Annotated in this window: 14 protein-coding genes; 6 read left to right on the top strand and 8 right to left on the bottom strand. The window is 73.0% G+C overall.

All coding sequences use genetic code 11. The features are described 5' to 3' along the window. Positions 1 to 3 precede the first annotated feature (3 nt). From B4N89_RS11385 to B4N89_RS11395, 3 genes are read right to left on the bottom strand one after another with little or no spacing between them, the layout of a single operon-like run. On the bottom strand, positions 4 to 1,164 hold the full coding sequence (locus B4N89_RS11385; RefSeq protein ID WP_078979283.1) for an ATP-binding protein: 1,161 nt from the start codon (positions 1,162 to 1,164) through the stop codon (positions 4 to 6). After that, positions 1,164 to 6,038 carry a hypothetical protein gene (locus tag B4N89_RS11390; protein ID WP_078975746.1) on the bottom strand — a complete coding sequence of 1,625 codons (4,875 nt, stop codon included), beginning with the start codon at positions 6,036 to 6,038 and terminating at the stop codon, positions 1,164 to 1,166. The genes B4N89_RS11385 and B4N89_RS11390 overlap by 1 nt, the downstream gene beginning before the upstream one ends. Then, the gene (locus tag B4N89_RS11395; RefSeq protein WP_078975747.1) at positions 6,035 to 6,889 is read right to left on the bottom strand and encodes a DUF4132 domain-containing protein; all 855 of its coding nucleotides are present in this window, start codon (positions 6,887 to 6,889) and stop codon (positions 6,035 to 6,037) included. The genes B4N89_RS11390 and B4N89_RS11395 overlap by 4 nt, the downstream gene beginning before the upstream one ends. 225 nt (positions 6,890 to 7,114) lie before the next feature. On the opposite strand from B4N89_RS11395, the gene B4N89_RS11400 reads away from it, so the two are divergent. The 3 genes from B4N89_RS11400 to B4N89_RS11410 all read left to right on the top strand — a co-directional run bounded on the left by B4N89_RS11400 (position 7,115) and on the right by B4N89_RS11410 (position 8,327). Then, on the top strand, positions 7,115 to 7,426 hold the full coding sequence (locus tag B4N89_RS11400; protein WP_078975748.1) for a hypothetical protein: 312 nt from the start codon (positions 7,115 to 7,117) through the stop codon (positions 7,424 to 7,426). A gap of 118 nt (positions 7,427 to 7,544) precedes the next feature. Continuing rightward, a complete protein-coding gene (locus tag B4N89_RS11405; protein ID WP_078975749.1) occupies positions 7,545 to 7,787 on the top strand; it encodes a chaplin in 243 nt (80 codons plus the stop codon). Between the two features lie 177 nt (positions 7,788 to 7,964). Then, positions 7,965 to 8,327: a VOC family protein gene (locus B4N89_RS11410; protein ID WP_078975750.1), complete on the top strand. Its 363-nt coding sequence runs from the start codon at positions 7,965 to 7,967 to the stop codon at positions 8,325 to 8,327. A gap of 19 nt (positions 8,328 to 8,346) precedes the next feature. On the opposite strand, the gene B4N89_RS11415 is transcribed toward B4N89_RS11410, so the two are convergent. The 5 genes from B4N89_RS11415 to B4N89_RS52565 all read right to left on the bottom strand — a co-directional run bounded on the left by B4N89_RS11415 (position 8,347) and on the right by B4N89_RS52565 (position 12,178). After that, on the bottom strand, positions 8,347 to 8,727 hold the full coding sequence (locus B4N89_RS11415) for a RidA family protein (RefSeq protein WP_078975751.1): 381 nt from the start codon (positions 8,725 to 8,727) through the stop codon (positions 8,347 to 8,349). Between the two features lie 60 nt (positions 8,728 to 8,787). Next, positions 8,788 to 9,762, bottom strand: a complete 975-nt coding sequence (locus B4N89_RS11420) for a sugar kinase (RefSeq protein WP_235618568.1) — start codon at positions 9,760 to 9,762, stop codon at positions 8,788 to 8,790. A gap of 111 nt (positions 9,763 to 9,873) precedes the next feature. Next, entirely contained in the window at positions 9,874 to 11,070 is a 1,197-nt protein-coding gene (locus B4N89_RS11425) for an alanine racemase (protein WP_078975753.1), read from the bottom strand. Then, the gene (locus B4N89_RS11430; protein ID WP_235618569.1) at positions 11,067 to 12,038 is read right to left on the bottom strand and encodes an IclR family transcriptional regulator; all 972 of its coding nucleotides are present in this window, start codon (positions 12,036 to 12,038) and stop codon (positions 11,067 to 11,069) included. Before B4N89_RS11430 ends, B4N89_RS11425 begins: the two co-directional genes overlap by 4 nt. 11 nt (positions 12,039 to 12,049) lie before the next feature. Beyond that, positions 12,050 to 12,178, bottom strand: coding sequence for a hypothetical protein (locus B4N89_RS52565; RefSeq protein ID WP_268812488.1), 129 nt, complete (start codon positions 12,176 to 12,178; stop codon positions 12,050 to 12,052). 415 nt (positions 12,179 to 12,593) lie between these two features. Between B4N89_RS52565 and B4N89_RS11435 the strand changes: the two genes are divergently transcribed. The 3 genes from B4N89_RS11435 (at position 12,594) to B4N89_RS11445 (ending at position 15,749) form a co-directional block, all read left to right on the top strand. Beyond that, positions 12,594 to 13,886 (top strand): extracellular solute-binding protein, encoded by a 1,293-nt coding sequence (locus B4N89_RS11435; protein ID WP_078975754.1) that lies wholly within the window; start codon positions 12,594 to 12,596, stop codon positions 13,884 to 13,886. Positions 13,887 to 13,890: 4 nt separating this feature from the next. Continuing rightward, on the top strand, positions 13,891 to 14,856 hold the full coding sequence (locus B4N89_RS11440; RefSeq protein WP_078975755.1) for a carbohydrate ABC transporter permease: 966 nt from the start codon (positions 13,891 to 13,893) through the stop codon (positions 14,854 to 14,856). 62 nt (positions 14,857 to 14,918) lie between these two features. Then, positions 14,919 to 15,749 carry a carbohydrate ABC transporter permease gene (locus B4N89_RS11445; RefSeq protein ID WP_101897290.1) on the top strand — a complete coding sequence of 277 codons (831 nt, stop codon included), beginning with the start codon at positions 14,919 to 14,921 and terminating at the stop codon, positions 15,747 to 15,749. The last annotated feature ends 50 nt before the right edge of the window (positions 15,750 to 15,799 follow it).

Consider the following 15,799-nt stretch of genomic DNA (forward strand, 5'->3'; position numbering starts at 1 on the left):
TCGTCAGCCCTCCAGGACTCCGCGCAGGTCCCACAGGGTGCGCCAGGTGGCCGAGCCGTGTTCGGCCCGTCGGCGCACCGCCGCGTCCCAGTAGGAGAGCAGTCGGGCGGCGTCGGCCGGGTCGTCCTTCTTCGCGACGCCGAGCAGGTGTCCCGGCAGCAGGCTCAGCACGTCCCGGTCGCCCGGGAAGTAGGCCGCGGCCAGCGCGAGCGAGGAGGCGACCGAGACCGCCTCGGCGGTGCTCAGCACGGTGGAGGGGCGTTCGATCTCCCAGCCTTCGGCGGAGCGGCCGGTGCGCAGGTCGCGGAACGCGGTGACCAGCACCTCCAGGACCGTGTCGTCGACGGCGTACGCCGTCCCGGTCCGCTCCACCGCGGCCCTGGCCTGGCGGCGCACCAGCGCGGTCTCCGCGTCGTGGTCGCCGATCGGGCCGACCGTCTCGAAGTTGAACCGGCGCTTGAGCGCGGCGGACATCTCCGAGACGCCCCGGTCGCGCAGGTTGGCGGTGGCGATCAGGGTGAAGCCGGGCGCGGCGTGTACCTGCGCGTCGGGGCCGCCCGCGAGTTCGGGAACCGCGATCCGCCGCTCCGAGAGCAGCGACACCAGCGCGTCCTGCACCTCGGGCAGGCAGCGGGTGACCTCCTCGATCCGGGCCACCGCGCCCGTGGTCATCGCGGTGAGCACCGGCGAGGGCACCAGGGCGCCCCGGCTGGGGCCCTGGGCGAGCAGCAGCGCGTAGTTCCAGCCGTACTTGAGCTGGTCCTCGGTGGTGCCCGCGGTGCCCTGCACGGTGAGCCCGCTGGTGCCGCAGACGGCGGCGGCGAGCAGTTCGGACAACATCGACTTGGCGGTGCCGGGCTCGCCCACCAGGAGCAGGCCGCGTTCGCCGGCGAGGGTGACCACGCAGCGCTCGACGAGGGCGCGTTCGCCGACGAACTTGGCGCCGATGGTCAGGGCACGGGGCAGGCCCTCGACCGGTTCGGGCAGCTTGAGTTCGTCGCCGCTGCCCATCACGAAGGTGACCACGGCGCGCGGGGTCAGCCGCCACGCCGGCGGGCGCGGGCCCCGGTCGTAGGCGGCCAGGAACGCCAGTTCCCGGGCGTACAGATCCTCCGGCGGGTGTATCTGGCGCGCGCTGGCGGCGGGTTCGGTTGCGGTTGCCATCAGCGGCGGCCCTTCCGGGGAGTGCGGGTGACGAGTTCCTCGAAGCCTGGCGCATCGCCGTCCTGCACGCGCCGCCAGGCCCGGTGGAACAGTTCGGGCACGGGCAGGTCGGGCACGATCACACCGTGTCCGGGCTTCGGGTAGAGCCCCTCCTTCCAGACCTCCAGGGGCAGTGCGGGGCTCTTCAGCGCGTTCCAGCCGCCGGGCAGGAAGAGGGAGCGGCCGGCCCGGGCCCGCTTGGCCTCGACGACCAGGTCGGTGCCGGCGAGTTCGGTCCGGGCCTTCTTCAGCCGGGCGGGCTTCCAGCCGGTCCAGCGGGCGACCTGACGATCCGTCGGGTCCGGCAGGGCGAGCAACTGCAGGTACAGGACGGCGGCGTCCTCGCCGATGCCGTGCGTCTTGGCCACCTCGGCGACCAACTCCGGAACCGAGTGGCTCGGGTCCTGCGGGACGCCGGGCGGGCCGTCGGCGCGCAGGAGTGCCTCGAAGGCGGGGTCGAGGATGCGGCGGAAGGCGGCGAAGGCGACGGACTTCGCCTCGCCGCGCAGCGCGATCAGCCGGTCGAACCACGGGTCGTCGGCACCGGTGAAGCCGGCGGTGCGCACCAGGGTGAACTCGTTGTCGGTGTACCAGGGGCGCAGCCAGAAGCGGTCCTCGATCCGGAGCACGCCGTCGGGGTCGGTGCCGCCGGTGGCGGGCAGTCCGGCCGCCTCGCGCAACAGGGTGGAGGTGGCGCCGCGCTCGGCGTACTCGACGTCCAGGTCGGCCACCAGACCCGGGTCGGCCACCCGCTTGCGCAGCAGGTCGAGCACGCGCGGCAGGTGCGGGCGCAGCGGATCGCCGTAGGGCAGCCGGTAGGCCAGCCAGGCGAGCGCGGTGACCGCCAGAGCGAGGGTGTGGCCGGCGGGCACGGCGGCGGGGTCGGAGGCGACGAGGTGGCCGTCCTTGTCGACGCTGTGGGTGGAGGTGCCGGTGATCCACCGGTGGGATTCGGGGGTGAGGACGTACTCGAACGCGGCGGCGGGGATGCCCCGCACGTCCGCCGCGACCTCCTCGGGCAGCCGCAACACCCGGCCGAACGCGGCCTCCCAGGCGCGGCAGGCGGACGGGATGTCCCAGCCGCTCGTCCACAGGGCGGCGACGTCCTCGGGCCGCTCGGGCACCAGCGCGCCCTGGACGCCGGCGCGCGCCACGCGGTCGAGCCGGTCCAACTGCTCGCGGGCGCTGGTCGCCTCGGCCGCTCTGAGGTCGAGCACCGCCCGGCGGTCCTTGTCCATGTCGCCCGCGACCAGCCCGGCGAGCAGCACGCTCGCCTCGGCGCGGCCCAGTCCGGTGCCCTCGGTCAGGGCCGGCACCGCTTCCGGTCGCCACGGGACCGGGCCGTGGGCACGGATGCCCTCGACGACGGCGGCGACCCGCTCGGCGGACATCGGCTCGCGGTAGCGGTGTTCCTCGTGCGTGGTGAAGCCGTCGACCGCCTCGAATCGGCCCGACGGGTCGTGGTCGAGCGCGAGCCAGTGCTGCGTGTCGTTGCCGTAGGTGTACTGGCTGTCCAGGATGAACACGGTGCGGTCGGCGCGGCGCAGCACCCGCCCCTTGCGCTTGCGGTCCTTCTTCTTGCCGGTGGGCTCGCACAACACGACCCGGCGCAGTGTCCCGGCGGGGGTGCCCAGCGGGCCGGCGGCGAGCGCCTCCAGGAGCACCAGCAGCGAGGCGCGCTGCGTGTCGGAGGTGAGCGGCGACAGGGCGCGGGCGACCATCACGGCGCGGGAGTCGAGCAGGTCGTGCCAGGCGGCGATGTGGGGCTCCCGCAGCCCCTCGGGTTCGGTGGTCCACTCGGCCGGGCCGTCGGTGCGCGCGAGCATCGCGGCCACCGCGGCGATGTGTTCGAGCGTGGTCCAGGTGCCCTGGCCCTGGTTGCCGTAGTAGCGGCAGCCGACGCCCGCGATGCCGGCCACCGCCGGGCACAGTTCGTTGTCCCGGCCGTGCTCGGGGCCGGTGGGCACCGCGCGGGGCTGCTTCTCCTTGCGGTTCACCTTGCCGAAGTCGCGCAGCCGCTCGGCGAGTCGGGCGGTCTCCCCGACCAGCGAGGCGACGCCGCGGACCAGGCCGGCGTGGCTGATCGCGGGCAGCAGGCGGCGCACCGGTGCGGTCCGGATCGGGTCCGGCTTGGCGGGCTTGTTCGGCGACCCCTTGGCGGCCTCGTACTCGGCCCGGGCGCGATCGCGGTCCGCGCGCACCTCCTCGACCAGTGCGCCGGCCTGCTCGGGGGTGATCGCGCGCAGCGCCAGCGAACCGGCCTCGTCGCGCGGTCGCAGCGCGTGCCAGAACGCGGGCTGCGGTACCACCCGGGTGCCGGCGGCCAGTCCGGTGCCGGCGCCGCAGTGGCCGAGCAGCACGCCCTCGTTCCACAGCGTCACAGCCCCGTTGTGGGGGGCGACCGCCGTCGGGGCCGTGCCGCCGGGCAGGCGCAGCGCGCCGATCGGAATCTCCGTCGGCCGCTGGTCCCAGTGCCGCCGGCCGCGCACGGGCGCGGTCACGGTGCGGCCGTCGACCGAGCCGGTGGTGAGGGTGTCGCCGTCGATCCGGACCCAGCGGCCCACGAGCTTGCCGTCGGTGCCGAACGGGGTCTGCTCCAGGCCGGGCAGCAGCGGCAACAGCTCGCACCCGTCGGGCACCAGCGAGCCGCCGTCGGCGACCGCCGCGGCGAACGGGGCGGGCAGCGAGGCGCGGCCGTGGGTGCCGGTGGCCGGGTCGAACTCGGTCCACTTGCGGTCCGAGCGCTCGTAGTCGAGCGACCAATGGGTGGTGCCGTCGGTGAGCACGCCCCGGCGCGCGGGCAGCTTGGTGTCGCCGGCGTACAGCGGCCGGCCGCCGGTGGTCACCCCGCCGTCGGGCAGCGCGAGGGAGAGCATGGTGCCGTCGGAGCCGTTGTTCGGCGGTCCGCCGAGCAGGAACGTCTCGGTCGGGCGCGCGGACCAGTAGCCCTCCCATTCGTAGTCGGAGTTGTACCAGGCGACCAGGAGTTGTCCGTCGACGTAGCGGTACTGGGTGCGCTGCCAGCCGGTGCGGTCCTTGGGCACGCGCGGTTCGTGGTCGAGCAGGATGCCCTCGGGGCCGACCACGAGCGCGCGCTTGTCGGTGGAGAGCACGAGCGCGGGCCAGGACTCGTCGATCCGCACGTCGCCCTTGCGGCCGAGCAGTTCGACGGCCTCGTCGAGCGCGGGCCAGCCGAGTTCGTCGTAGACGCCGGCGCGCAGCGTGGTGGCGAGCAGCGCGATCGCGTCGAACGCGCGGACCCGGGCGACCAGGTCGGGGGTCACGTCCTCGACCACGCCGCGGAATCCGTCGAGCACCTTGAGCTCGCGCTCGGCGTCGGGCAAGCCGGCGGCCGAGGTGAGCCGTTCGCCCAGCTCGGTGAGCCGGCGGGCGAGCACGGGGCGCAGCACGGGGTGGGCGGCGGTGCCCGGCTGGTGCTTGGCGGCCAGGCCGCCGACGGCGCTCAGGAGCAGGGGCAGAAAGCGCTCGTCGGCGGCGACCGCGGTCAGCTCGCGCCGGCCCTCGGCCTCGTCGTCCCACCATTCGCCCAGGACGAAGGTGTGCTTGGGCTCCGGGTCGGTCACGGGTATGCGCTCGGTCAGGGCCAGGTCCAGCAGGTCCAGGTCGACGCCGGTGCGCCACCCGCTGCCGCCGAACAGGGTGATCGGCACCGCCTCGGCGCGCAGCCTGTCGGCCATCCGGGCGACCAGCGCGGCGGTGCGCGCGCTGCGTCCGGAGTAGCCCCAGCCGCGCTGACGGTGCGCGGCCCAGCGGGTGACCCACTGGGCCCGGGCGCCCGGTTCGAGGTCGCCGTCGACGAGCAGGTCCAGGACGCCGGCGTCGTCGAGCAGGTCGAGCCAGAAGTCGTCGACCTCGCCGTTGGACGCCGAACCGCCGGGCGTGGGCAGGATGTCGAGGAGGCGGACCCGCGACTGGGGTTCGGCGCCGGCCAGTGCCGCGATCGGGGCGCGGTTGACCTTCCAGAAGGACAGCGGCGCGCGGGCGATGGCGGGGGTGGCGAGCAGTTCGCGCAGCAGCGCGCGCTCCTCGTCGGTGTGGTCGCCGCCGGCCGCGCGGATCAGCGCGCGGGCGTCCTCGGCCAGGCCGGCGTACGGCGGCATGCCCGCGGTGCAGCGCTCGACCGCCAGTTGGCGGAACTGTACCCACGCCTCGGCGGGACCGAGGCGGGCGGCGAGCGACTTGGCGTGCTCCTTGAGCGCCTTGGCGGTCAGCGCGCCGGCGAAGGCGAACTCCAGGAAGACCGCGCGCAGCCGCTCCTCCTCGATCGCCAGGTTGTGCACCCGCTCGGCCTCGCGGGCCTTGCCGAAGAACGCGGACGCGTAGGTCTTGTTGTCGTGCTTGAGGAAGATCCGCGCGGCCTGCTCGTGGAAGGTGGGCAGGAAGTGCGGTACGGCTCGGCCGAGGCGGACCGCGAGCTGGTCGAAGCCGTCCTTGGCCGCGCCGGGCTTGGTCTTGGCCTGCCGGTCCAGGCGTTCGATGTCGCGGACCAGGGCCAGCGCGTGGTGTCCGTTCGCCGGGTCGTTGACCAGTGCCCAGGCGGGGAAGCCGAGCGCCTCGCGGCGGACCTGGCCGACCTCGGGGGCGTCCGCCTCGCGGGTCAGCCCCAAGAAGCCGAGCGCCAGGTCCTCGGCCTCGCCCAGGGTGCCCGGGACCAGCCGGACGATCGGGCGGTCGCCGAACGCGGGGTGCAGGTAGGTGCGCACGGTGAGCGTGTCGATGTCGTCGCCGGCGAGGGTGCCGACGGGCAGGACGGCGCCCGCGTCCAGCAGGACGCGCGACGGGTCGGGGGTGGTGCCCGTGCCGGTGGTGTTCATGCCGCGTCCTCCGTGGTTTCGATCGTGCGGCCCGCGTACAGCGCGGCGCCCATCCGCATGCCCTCCGACCAGGCCACCGGCGGCACCCGGTCGAGGGTCAGCGCGGTGCCGTCCTCGGTCCAGGCGACCGAGCCGGTCTCGGTCGATTCGTAGCCGTCGTAGTCGCCCAGCCACATCCGCGCCTCGATCTCGCGGCCGCCGTCGAGCACGGTGCACACGGCCTGGCCGCCGCGCACCTGGTAGCCCAGCTGGGTGGCCCGGCCGATCAGGAAGCGCAGCTGGTCGTAGCGGCCGCCGGCGAACTCCTCCACGCCGGTGCGGGCGGCGTCCACGTCGGCGGGGCGGTGCCACACCTCGCGGTAGAGCTGCTGGACGCGCTGCTCGACGCCGAGTTCGACGGCGAATTCGCGCAGGTCGTCGAGGTCGTCGAGGAGCACGGGGTGGGGGATGCGGATGGTTCGCGCGTCGAGGTGGACGGTGTCGCCGTCGGGGTCGACGATGCCGACGCCGCGCTCGGGGTCCGCGCCGCGCAGGAATCCGGCCGGCGCGCCGTCCTCACCGGTGGTGACCACCAGGTCGCGCAGCACCCGCTGCCAGGCGGGATCCGGCCACACGCGGGCCAGCACCGCGACCGGGACCGGGAGCGAGCCGATCATCCAGCGCTCCACCGCGTCCAGGCAGGCCCGATCGTGGCGTTCCAGCCACTCGACGAGCTGCCGCAGGCCCACCACGGCCGGGTCGTCGGCGAGTTTCCCGGGCACCGACTTCAGTTGCCGCCCCTTGGCGTTGCGGCACACCACCTTGCCGTCTTCCAGGGCGACCTCATAGTCGCCCGCCCGGATCCATCCCACGATCGTTCCCCTCCACGCATGTCTGCGAATGTCGGTGACAACCCGTCAACTGCCCGGCGGCACAAGGCGCTCGGCGCCCGTGATCAGGTTGGCGGGAACGTTAGCCGTCGATTCCGACAGCGCCGTCACCCGTCAGGATGAAACACCGCGCGAATCGACATTCGATGGCCGAAAAGTACGCCCCGCAGGGAAATTCGCGGGGGCGGGTCGACTAACTTGCGGGGAATGACCGTGCCCGCCGTGCCTCGTGGACTGCGCAGTTTGATTCCCGGCCCCGGCCCGGAGGCGATTGTGGACGACGCGGGGCGACCCGCGGCCGGCTCCGCCGTGGCCGCCGGACCCCCGGACGGGGCGCCGCCGATCGCGGCCAGGACCCGCTCGATGCTGGACGGGCTCGCGGCGGTGCCGGTGCCGCGCGCGGTCGCCGAGGCGTCGGCGGACGTGTTGTGCGCGCTGGCCGCGAGCGCCCCGGCGGAACTGGCACAGGTGGCCCGCGAACTGGCCGGGCGGTTGCGGGCCGCCGCTCGAACGGCCTAATCGGGCGGGCCGGCACCGCTCGTTCGGAGGTGTCGCCGTATCCCCCGGCGCGTCGGCGCGTTGATCAGGACCCACCCGCCGAGGTGGGTCCTGTACGAACCGAAAGGACCGACACAAGATGTCGCGTATCGCCAAGTCCGCCGTCCTGACCGCCGCTGTGGGCGCCGCTCTCGCGGGCGCTGCCGGCCCCGCGATGGCCACTGCCGACGCCGACGGCGCGGCGGTCGGCTCGCCCGGCGTGGTGTCCGGGAACAACATCCAGGTTCCGATCCACATCCCGGTCAACCTGTGCGGCAACACCATCAACGTCATCGCGGCGCTCAACCCGACCTGGGGCAACGTCTGCGTCAACGCCGGCTGAGCAAACGCCTGCGGCCCCGCTCGACGCGTGCTTGCACGCATCGGGCGGGGCCGTGCCGTGTGTGCCCGCGATCGGGGGACCGTGGGCCGCGACGCCCGACGAGGAACCCGGACGGCGGGTGAACTCGCGCGGGGGCGTTGTTCCGTTCGACGTGGTTCGGGAGGTAGGAATGCGCGCATGACATCCTTCGCCCTGCACCACGTACAGCTCGCGATCCCCGCCGGCAGCGAGGACGCGTGTCGTGCCTTCTATCTCGGCGTACTCGGCATGACCGAGGTGGCCAAACCGCCGGTGCCGGCGGCACGCGGCGGACTGTGGGTGCGCGCCGGCACGCTGGAGATACACCTCGGCGTCGAGGCCGACTTCCGGCCCGCGCGCAAGGCCCATCCCGGGATCCTGGTCGACGACCTGGACGACGTGATGGCCCGGCTCGCGGCGCACGGCACCGAGGTCACGCCCGACGGCGAGTTCCCCGGCCACCGCCGGTGCTACGCGCACGACGCGGTGGGCAACCGGCTCGAATTCCTCCAGCCGCTGTGACCGCCCGCGCCGCCTCGGCTCACGGGCGGCGGGCCACCACGTCGATCTCGACCAGGATGTTCATCAGGTCCGAGCCGACGGTTGTGCGCACCGGGTACGGCGCGGTGAAGTACTCGCGGTAGACCTCGTCGTAGGCGGCGAAGTCGCGCTGGAGGTGTTCCAGGTGCGTGGTCACCTTCACCACGTGGCCGAAGTCGAGCCCGGCCTCGGCGAGCACGGCTCCGAGGTTGTCGAGCACCCGGCGGGTCTGGGTCGCCACGTCGTCGCCGACGGTCGCGCCGGTGGCCGGGTCGATCGGGCCCATGCCCGCGGTGTAGACGAAGTCGCCGGTGTCGATGCCCTGCGAGTAGGTGCCGCCGGGCTTCGGCGCGGCGTCGGTGCGGATTTCCTTGTGGGCCATGGTGGTTCGCCTTCCCGATCGCGTGTGCGGATGCGGGGGAATGCTACGTGCGGCCGGAAATCAGCGGATGACCGCGTCGTCCTGGGCGAGCAGGCGCAACTCGTCCCGGCGGGGCAGGCCCTCCCAGTCGCCGGGCACGGTCACCGCGAACGCCCCGGCCGCGGCGGCGGTGGCCAGCCGGGTCGCGACCGAACCGCCCCGGACCAGTTCGGCCAGGTAACCGGCGGCGAACGCGTCGCCCGCGCCGACCGGGTCGACCGCGTGCACCCGGTGCGGCGGCACCTCGTGCGGGCGGCCGTCGACGATCGCGACCGCGCCGCGCGCGCCGCGCTTGAGCAGTACCTGGGCGGGACCGAGCGCGGCCAACTCGCGGGCCAGGTCCACGAAGGGGGTGTGGTCCGGCACCTTGAGCACCAGGCGGGCCTCGTCCTCGGTGGCGAACAGGATGTCGGCGTGGCCGGCCAGGGCGCGCAGTTCGCCGGCGGCGTCCTCGGCCGACCACAGCGCCCGCCGGTAGTTCAGGTCGAGCGAGACCGGGACGCCCGCCGCGTTCGCCTCGGCGACGGCCGCGCGCACCGCGGCGCGCGCGGTCGGGGAAAGCGCGGGGGTGATGCCGGTGATGTGCAGGATCCGGGCGGAGCGCACCAGGGCGGGGTTCACGTCGTCGGGGCACAGCCGGGAACCGGCGCTGCCCGCGCGGTAGTAGCGCACGTCGGTGGCCGCGCTGGTGCGTCGGGCCTTGACCATGAGCCCGGTGGGGGCCTCCGGGTCGACCACCGCGGCGCGCGTGTCCAGCCCCTCGCCGCCGAGCACGGTCAGCACCAGCCGGCCGAACTCGTCGTCGCCGACCCGGCCGATCCACGCGGCCCGCCCGCCGAGCCGGGTGATCCCGATCGCCAGGTTGCTCTCGGCCCCGCCGGTGGCGACGTCGAGCGTACGGGCGTGCCGCAGCGGGCCGATGTGCGGCGCGCGAAGCAGCACCATGGTCTCGCCGAGCGTGACCACGTCCGGGGTTTCCCGGGGTTCGGCGGTCATGATGTCCTCTCGCGGGGGTCGCGTCGTCGACGGCATCGGATGCGGGATCGGTTCGGGTGGGGTGTACCGGCGCTCCGGACCCGGGTCGGGGCCGGGCGCGGCTCCCCCCGGTCAGAAGTGCGTGTTCAGCACGTCCACGATGCGGTGGTCGTCGTCCACCACCGGCACCACGCGCCACTTGTCGAAGGCCGTACAGGGATGCGAGATGCCCAGGCAGACCAGCTCGCCCGGCGCCACCTCGGTGTCGCCGAGGTCGAGGTAGGCGTGCTGGTCGTCCAGCTTGGTCACCCGCGCGGCGCCCGGCTCGCGCAGCGTCCCGTCCAGCGCGCGGACGCGCAGCGGGACGGGCAGGTCCTGGTCGAAGGGCACGTCGCGGCGACCCGCGCCGAGCACGGCCAGGCCCGGCTCGGGCGCGGAGAGCACCTGCGCCCAGACCTCCAGGGCGCTCGCGAGCGAGCCCTCCTCGGGGTGCCGGGCGAACGGGGTCCGGACCGCGTAGAAGCCGTCGTCGTGCGAGACGTAGGCGCCGCTGCGCAGGATGATCGTCCGGTCCGGGAGCGGCTTGCCACCCGGTGCGAGCGTGTCCACGACCGCGTCGAACCAGGCGCTGCCGCCCGCCGAGACGATCGGCGAACCGGGCACCAGGTCGGCGATCCCGTCGGCCAGGGAGGCGAGTTCGCCCATCCACGCGGACACCGCCGCGGCGTCGGGCAGGCCGCCCTCGTAGCCCGCCACGCCGGCCACGGTCAGCCCCGGCACCGCCGCCGCGACCCGGGCCAGCTCGACCGCCTCGGCGACACCGCGACACCCGGTGCGCGCGCCGGGGCGGCCCAGTTCGACCAGCACCGACAACTTCCCCCCGGGCACCGCCGCGAGCGCCGCCGCCGCGACCTCGACGCCCGCCCGGGAGTCGACGTAGAACAGCAGGTCCGGCCGGGTGGCGGCCCAGCGCAGCACCTTCTCGTCCAGGACCTCGTTGGCGATCAGGATCCTCGGTACGCGAAACCGGTGTGCGGCCAGCGCCTGGTTCGCGGTGGCCACGCTGATCCCCCAGGCGCCCGCGCCCAGTTGCTCGGCGAACAGCTCGGGCGACATGGTGGTCTTGCCGTGCGGGGCGAACAACACGCCGTGCCGCTCGGTGTACGCGGCCATCGTGGCCACGTTCGCGAGCAGCGCCGATTTGCGCGCGACCATCACCGGCCAGGTGAACGGCCCGTCGAAGAGGCTGTGTCCGGCGGCGCCGAATTCGTCGTCGCCGAGTTCCTCGTAGGGCAGCCAGGTGCCCTTGGTGTACGAGTCGAGGGTCATCGGGTCGCTCCCAGGGTGCGCGATACACGGAGTGCCGCCGCCGCGACCGCGGGTCCCAGTTCGCGGACCCGGGCGGCGGTGACGCGCGACGTGAGACCGGAGACCGACAGGGCTCCGACCACGACGTCGTTGTGATCGAAGATAGGCGCGGCCACGCAGCGCACCTCGGGCTCGTTCTCGCGATCGTCCACCGAGTAGCCGCGGTTGCGGATCCGGGCCAGCTCGGTGCGCAGCAGTCCGGGGTCGGTCAGGGTGCGGGTGGTGACCGTGGGCAGGCCCGCGTCGACCACCTGGGCGAACACGTCCTCGGGCAGCCAGGCGAGCATGGCCTTGCCGACCGCCGTGCAGTACATCGGCGCGCGGCTGCCGATCCGCGAGGCCATCCGTACGGCGGTCTCGTTCTCGACCTTGTCGATGTAGACGATGTGCGGCGCGTCCGGGACGCACAGGTGCACGGTGCCGCCGGCCTCGCGCATGAGGCGGTGGGCCTCCTCGGCGGCGGCGGTGCGCAGGTCGATGCCGGCCAGGTACGCCTGGCCGAGGGCGAGCGCGCCGGGGCCGAGCCGGAAGTGGCCGTGCCGGCGGTCGCGGGAGAGCAGGCCGGTGTCCAGGAGCGGCTGGGCCAGGCGCAGCACGGTGCTCTTGGACAGGCCGAGCGTGTCGGCCAGCTCGGTCAGGCTCAGGCCCTCGGCGGCGGCGTGGTCGCGGACCTGTTCCAGGACGGCGAGGGCGCGGCGCAGCGACGCGGACTGGTTGCGCGGCGGGGCCGGGGGGCGGCTGGCGCGGGCGTCGTCCGGCTCGTCGGGGCGGGCCGACGAGCCCGCGTGGGCGGCTGCGGCGGCGTGGGCCGGTCCGGCGGCGTGGGCCGGTCCGACCGCGTGGGTCGATTCGACCAGGCGGATCGGCTGGTCGACGCGGGTCGACGCGCTGCCGTCGACCGGTTCGGGGCCGTGCTCGGGAGTGCTCACTCGCATGTCCTTCAGGACGGCCTGACCGGGCGCCCGGGCGGGTTGCCCGTCAGGGCTCCGAACGAGCGTACGGGGACACCGGCCACCGGCACATCGCCGACGCCGGGCACCTGTCCGCCGTGCGGCGGTACGTCGTACATGCGAGCCCTCCCTGCCCTTCCACGCGTTCCTCGCCGCGCGCCGCGCGGCCTCGCTTCCCGCGTCTTCCCGCCTCGTCCGCCCACCTGGGGTGACCCCGTGTGTCCGCGTGCCCGCGGGCCGGAACGCACGGTGTCCGGTGGATGACCGACGGGTCGACCGAGCACGGACGTTACGTGTCCGTAAGCGTCCGTTACCACTTTCGCAGCACACAGTTTTGCAGTGCACAACGTTCGGCGGGACGCCTTGTCGGAACGACGCACCGCTTTCTAACGTCCCGCTCACGCCGCACCGGATTGTTTCCCCCTTGCGGCCCCGTTCGTGTCGATTGACGCGACGTCCAGATGTACAGGCCGACCCTCGGGTCGCGGCACTCCCGCGATCGTCTCGGCCTGCCTCGCCGCAGGAGGAATTGTCGTGAAGATCCGGAGTTTGGCCGCCGTCGCAGTGGCCGGCATCGCGCTGGCGGCGTGCGCGCCGGGCACGGCGTCCAAGACGAAGTCGGCCGACGACCAGACCGGCACGCTCAAGGTGTGGCTGTACGACGAGGCCAACCGGGCGCCCAAGGAGAAGGTCGTGGGCGCGGCCGTCGCCGACTTCAAGGCGGCGCACCCCAAGGTGAACATCGAGGTGGGCTACATCCCCACCGACGCGGGCCCGCGCGCGGAGAAGATGAAGGGCGCGTTCAACGACCCGAACAGCGCGCCGGACGTGGTCGAGTTCGGCAACACCGACCTGTTCGGCTACGTCCAGGCCGGCGGCCTCGCGGACATCTCCGGCGACCTGGCCAACTGGTCGGAGGCCGGCGACCTGCCCAAGGACCTCAAGGACACCACGCTGGTCGACGGCAAGGTCTACGGCCTGCCGTGGTGGCTGGGCCTGCGCTCGCTGTACTACCGCACGGACGTGTTCACCGAGCTGGGCCTGAAGCCCCCGACCTCGTACGCCGAGCTGGTCGACGCGGCGAAGAAGGTGCGCCAGGCCAAGCCGGACATGCTCGGCATCGCGGTGGGCGGCAAGTACACCTTCGGCGGCCTGCCCTTCCTGTGGGCCAACGGCGGCGAGATCGCCACCCAGCAGGGCGGCAAGTACGCGGCCGCGATCGACTCGCCGCAGTCGCAGGCGGGCGTCAAGGCCTACACCGACCTGTTCGCCAAGGACATCTGTCCGCCCCAGCAGTGCGCCGACCTGACCGGCGGCAAGACGGTGGAGGCGTTCGCGGCCGGCACCGCCGGCATGGCGATCCTGCCCAACTCCTCGCGCAGCGCCGTGGAGGCGGGCACGGCCAAGGGCAAGTACGCGGTCGTCCCGCTGCCGGGCACCGCGCCGGGCTCGATCGCGCCGGCCTTCTCCGGCGGCAACGACCTCGGCGTGATGAAGTCCTCGCAGCACCGCTCGCTCGCGGTCGACTTCATGAAGATCCTGGGCGGCAAGAAGTACCAGCTCCAGATGTTCGACGCGATGGGCAACCTGCCCACGCTCGCCTCGGCGCGCGGCGACGTGGTGGCCAAGGACCCGTGGCTCAAGCCGTTCATCGACACCCTGAACGCGGGCACCAAGTTCGTGCCCAAGGACGCCGCGTGGGCCAAGATCGACTCGCAGTCCGTGGTGCCGACCATGTTCCAGAAGGTGATCACCGGCAAGTCGGACGTCTCGGGCGCCACCGGCGAGGCCAAGACCGTCATCGACAACGCGTTCGCCGGGAAGTAAGCCGGTGACCGCGACCACCACGCCCGCGCGGGCGGACCGGCCGGCCCCGGCCTCGGTCCGCCCGCGCGGCGGCGCGAGCAAGACGAAGACCGGACGGCGCCGCTCCTGGACGCCGTTCTGGCTGCTGCTGCCGTCGGCGGTCATCCTGATCCCGCTGTTCGGCTACCCGCTCTATCAGCTCGGCCTGCTCTCCTTCCTGAAGTTCGGTCAGCCGCAGGCGTCGGCGGGCGAGGTCGCGGAGTTCGTCGGCTTCGACAACTACTCGACCCTGCTGGGCGACGACCAGTTCTGGGACGTGCTGTTCCAGACCGTGGTGTTCGCCGCGGCGTGTGTGGTGGCGACCCTGGCGGTGGGCGCGGCGCTGGCGGTGCTGCTCACCCGGGTCGGCAAGTGGTCCCGGCTGTTGCTGCTGTTCGCCGCGCTCGGTGCCTGGGCGGCACCGGCGATGACCGGCTCGACGGTGTGGATGTTCCTGTTCGACACCAACCTGGGCCTGGTCAACGAGGTCCTGGGGATGCAGGGGCACAACTGGTTCTACGACAAGTGGTCCGCGTTCGCGCTGGTCGGCGTCGTGGTGGTGTGGCACTCGTTCCCGTTCGTGATGATCTCGCTGTACGCGGGCATCGAGTCGATCCCGGTCTCGGTGCTGGAGGCGGCCCGCCTGGACGGAGCGTCCACCTGGACCGTCTTCCGACACGTGATGCTGCCGATGTTGCGGCCGATCCTGACCATCGTGGTGATCCAGTCGATCATCTGGGACTTCAAGGTCTTCACCCAGATCTACGTGATGACCGGCGGTGGCGGCATCGCCGGCCAGAACCTGGTGCTGAACGTGTACGCGTACCAGAAGGCCTTCGCGTCCTCGGACTACAGCCTGGGCGCGGCGATCGGCGTGCTGATGACGCTGATCCTGCTCGCGGTCACCATCTTCTACATCCGCGCGCTGCGTCGCTCCGGGGAGGAGCTGTGAACCGTACCCCTGCCGCCGCCGTCCGGCCCGCCGGCCCGCGTCGCTCGAAGGGCAATCGCACGGTGTCCCGGCGGATCGCCAACACCACGGCGATCGTGATCGCGCTGCTCACCGTCTTCCCGCTGTACTGGATGGTGCTCTCCGCGTTCAAGCCGGACGGCGAGATCAACTCGGTCGACCCGCGCCCGTGGACGTGGCATCCGACGTTGTCCAACTTCCGGGACGCCTTCGGGGTCAGCGGCTTCGGCGGCTACTTCCTCAACAGCCTGATCGTGGCGACCGTGGTGGTCGTGCTGTCCGGGCTCGTGGCGTTCCTGGCGGCGGTGGCGCTGACCCGGTTCAACTTCAAGTTCCGCACCACGATCCTGGTGATGTTCCTGGTCGCCCAGATGGTGCCGGTCGAGGCGCTGACCATCCCGCTGTTCTTCCTGGTCCGCGACATCGGCTCGGTGGCGCCGCAGTTCGGGCTGAGCACGCTCGGCTCGCTGATGCTGGTGAACCTGGCCTTCTCGCTGCCGTTCGCGATCTGGATGTTGCGGGGCTTCGTCAAGGCGATCCCGGAGTCGCTGGAGGAGGCGGCGCGGATCGACGGGGCGAACCGGTTCACCATCCTGTGGCGGATCCTGTTCCCGCTGGTGGCGCCCGGGCTCGCGGCGACGTCGGTGTTCTCGTTCATCACCGCGTGGAACGACTTCGTGTTCGCGAAGACGTTCATCCTGGACACCGATCACCAGACGTTGCCGGCGGCGCTGATGGTGTTCTTCAAGCCGGACGAGAACGACTGGGGCGGGATCATGGCGGCTTCGACGCTGATGACCATTCCGGTGCTGATCTTCTTCGTGCTGGTGCAGCGGCATCTGGTGTCGGGGTTGGGCGGCGCGGTGAAGGACTGAGGGTTCGGGGTGTGCCCGCGTTCGGCTCGTCGTTGGTATCCGTGGTGACC

This window comes from Embleya scabrispora (assembly GCF_002024165.1).
In the GTDB taxonomy this organism is placed as follows: Bacteria; Actinomycetota; Actinomycetes; order Streptomycetales; family Streptomycetaceae; genus Embleya; species Embleya scabrispora_A.